This window comes from Rhodoferax sp. (genome assembly GCF_028714215.1).
Lineage (GTDB): Bacteria > Pseudomonadota > Gammaproteobacteria > Burkholderiales > Burkholderiaceae_C > Rhodoferax.
In genome coordinates this window covers 1-3,171 of sequence record NZ_JAQTMS010000105.1, presented here as the reverse complement: position 1 = coordinate 3,171, position 3,171 = coordinate 1, and the positions used below count along the sequence as shown (strand labels likewise).

Genomic DNA, 3,171 nt, shown 5'->3' with positions numbered 1-3,171 from the left:
GTGGGTTGACGCAGCGCTTGTTGCGGTGTCACGTTTCACCCGTGCGCGGGCCAAGGCCGCTTCAATGACCGCGCTTTTTTGTTGCTGGACGGTGACGTCAGTGTGCAATGAAGGGTTGGTCAGAGTCGCTGTCGTGCGACGTTCTTCTTCAGGCTTTTCAAGGCTCAAGCCACCGTCCTTACTACGTCTATAGCTACTAAATGCATAGCGACGTTGGGCTAAATCAGCCTGCTGTCGTGACCAAGCCGCCCAGCCGGTGGCTGTTTTTGGCAGGTTCTCCAGTTGGATGCAGTCCACCGGGCAGACCGGCAGACACAACTCACAACCGGTGCAATAGGCCTCGATAACCGTGTGCATCAACTTGTTGCTGCCAAAAATGGCGTCAGTGGGACAAGCTTCGATGCACAGTGTGCAGCCGATGCACCAGTTTTCATCGATGAACGCAACGCTGCGCGGTGTCTCGCTGCCATGGATCGGATTCAGCGCTTGAAATGCTTGGCCGGTGATGGTCGCCAGCCACGCAATGCCTTGCTCGCCGCCGGGCGGGCATTGGTTGATACCCGCTGTTCCTGTAGACACCGCCTGCGCGTAGGCGGCGCAGTCCCGGTAGCCGCAGCGGGTGCACTGGGTCTGGGGCAACACCGCCAGGATTTGGGCGGCTAACGTGGTCATTACTTTTTGCGTAGAGGCTTGCCTGCTACATTTTTTGTAGCTACTTCCTCCCGTTTGACGGAGGCTACCGATGGTTTTTTCTCAATTTTCGCAGGGGTGACCGGATCGATCATCGGTGCCGGTTTTGCGGCTACCGGTTGGTGACTGAGGATGAACGATTTGACCGCTGGGTACACCATCTCGCGCCAGCGCCGGCCGCTGAAGATGCCAAAGTGTCCGGCGCCCTTGACTTCCAGGTGTTTTTGCTCCGAGCTGGCAACACCACTGCAGATGCTGTGCACGGCCTCGGTCTGGCCGGAGCCGGAGATGTCGTCAAGCTCGCCTTCGACCGAGAACAGGGCGGTGGAGATAATGTCTTGCGGGCGGACCGGTTCAATTTTTCCGTCCACGCCCTTGACATTCCAGCTGCCGTTGAGGAGGCAGAACTCCTGAAACACGACCCGGATTGTTTCCAGGTAGTAGTTGGCGTCCATGTCCAGCACGGCGTTGTACTCGTCATAGAACTTGCGGTGCGCTTCGGTGCTCGCGTCGTCGCCCTTGATCAGGTCCTTGAAGTAGTCGTAGTGGCTCTTGGCGTGGTTGCTTGGATTCATGGCCACAAAGCCCGAATGCTGCAGGAAACCGGGGTAGACCCGCCGACCAGCACCGGCAAAGTTGGTGGGAACGCGGTAAATCACGTTGTTCTCAAACCACTCAAAACTCTTGTTCATCGCCAGGTTGTTCACGGCCGTGGGCGATTTGCGGGCATCAATGGGCCCGCCCATCATGGTCATGCTCAAGGGCGTCAACTCACCGCGACTGGCCATCAGGGAAACGGCTGCCAACACCGGCACCGTGGGCTGGCATACGCTCACCACATGGCAATTGCCGTAAATGCCCTGCAAATGGCGGATGAACTCTTGCACATAGTTCACATAGTCGTCCAGATGGAATTCACCTTCTGACAGGGGAATCAGGCGCGCATTCTTCCAGTCGGTGATGTAGACCTTGTGATCTTTGAGCATGGTCTTGACGGTATCGCGCAGCAGCGTGGCGTAGTGACCGGACAGGGGCGCCACGATCAACACTGCGGGCTGCCCTTTGAGCTTTCCGAGTGTGGTCTGGTCGTCAGTGAAACGCTTGAAGCGGCGCAACTCACAAAAGGGCTTGTCAATCTCTACACGCTCATGAATGGCGACTTCGACCCCATCCACATCGACCGTGCGCAAGCCAAATTCCGGCTTTTCGTAATCTTTGCCCAAGCGATGCATCAAATCGTAGCCAGCAGAAATACGCTGGGCAAACGGGTTTTGTCCGAACACGGACAGCGGATTACCGTAGACCTTGGAGGCAGAGTGCGCCAGGTCCGAGAAAGGCTCCATCAGAGAGCGTTGGGTTTCGTAGATCTTGTACAGCACGATGAATTTACTTTCTAGAAATGTTGCAGTGCAATATAACAGTTTTGACGGGTATTGCGCAGGAGTGAAAGCACCAATTTCCCAGTCATCCGTCAGGCTTCTGCAAGGCTCAAACCGGGCAATATTCTCGCTTGATGGACACTTTATAAAGGAAAATCAAGGACACTGCTGGCGTCGCAAGGCGTAGGGTTTTGGCCACGGGTGCCACGGCGCCAGTGGTGTCGCTAATTCTTGGAGATTTGATGACTGTCATGTCAGATGCTAGCGCCTTCGGCCCTGTCCAGGCGCTGAAAAAAACAGGCAAAATGCCGGTCATTTTTCTGGGCCATGGCAGCCCCATGAATGCCATTGAAGACAACGAATATCGTCGCAGCTGGCAATCGCTGGGGGCCAAATTTGGTGTGCAATGGCCCATGCCACAGCTCATTGTGTGTATCTCTGCCCATTGGCTCACAAACGGCTGGTGGCTGACCGCCATGACCCAGCCCAAAACGATTCACGATTTTGGCGGTTTCCCGCAGGCGCTTTTCGATCAGCAGTATCCGGCCCCGGGTTTTCCGCAAGCCGCACAGGAAATCAGCCAGTGCCTGCGTCAGCCGGGCAGCGCCAAGCCCCTGTCACTCGATTTTCAGGAATGGGGTCTTGACCATGGTGCATGGTCCGTGCTCAAGCCAATGTTTCCTGCTGCCGATGTGCCGGTCATTCAACTCAGCATGGATTACAGTCGCCCCCCTGCAGAGCACTATGCGCTGGGCCAGCAACTCAAAGGTCTGCGCGAACGTGGCGTGCTGATTGTGGGCAGCGGCAACATGGTGCACAACTTGCGCACCCTGCAAATGGGCGCCGGGCCGAATCAGGCGTATGACTGGGCGCTTGAATTTGACCAAACCATGGCCGACTATTTGCAGAACGGGAATCTGGCTGCGCTACAGAATTTCCAGGCGCTCGGGGCGGCTGCAAAACAGTCACATCCCACCCACGAGCATTTTTTGCCCCTGCTTTATACGGCCGGGGCCGTCGATGCCAGCGAAACGCCGCAGTTTTTCAATACCAGTTTTCAGGCGGCATCGATCTCGATGCGTTCGGTCATCTGGGCCTGATT

Annotated in this window: 3 protein-coding genes; 1 reads left to right on the top strand and 2 read right to left on the bottom strand. The window is 56.4% G+C overall.

Annotation, left to right across the window (positions count from 1 at the left end; all coding sequences use genetic code 11):
* Nucleotides 1-672 (bottom strand): RnfABCDGE type electron transport complex subunit B (locus PHS32_RS24020; RefSeq protein ID WP_301082143.1); only part of this gene is annotated, 672 nt, incomplete at its 3' end.
* Nucleotides 672-2,069 (bottom strand): polyhydroxyalkanoate depolymerase, encoded by a 1,398-nt coding sequence (gene phaZ / locus PHS32_RS24015; RefSeq protein ID WP_301082129.1) that lies wholly within the window; start codon nucleotides 2,067-2,069, stop codon nucleotides 672-674. The genes phaZ and PHS32_RS24020, both read right to left, overlap by 1 nt.
* Nucleotides 2,070-2,311: 242 nt before the next feature.
* Here phaZ and ygiD point away from each other — a divergent pair, with 242 nt between their 5' ends.
* On the top strand, nucleotides 2,312-3,169 hold the full coding sequence (gene ygiD, locus PHS32_RS24010) for a 4,5-DOPA dioxygenase extradiol (RefSeq protein ID WP_301082121.1): 858 nt from the start codon (nucleotides 2,312-2,314) through the stop codon (nucleotides 3,167-3,169).
* The last annotated feature ends 2 nt before the right edge of the window (nucleotides 3,170-3,171 follow it).

Bases quoted from the DNA above. Each gene is read 5' to 3' on its own strand.
- ygiD (WP_301082121.1), top strand. From the start codon at position 2,312: ATGACTGTCATGTCAGATGCTAGCGCCTTCGGCCCTGTCCAGGCGCTG.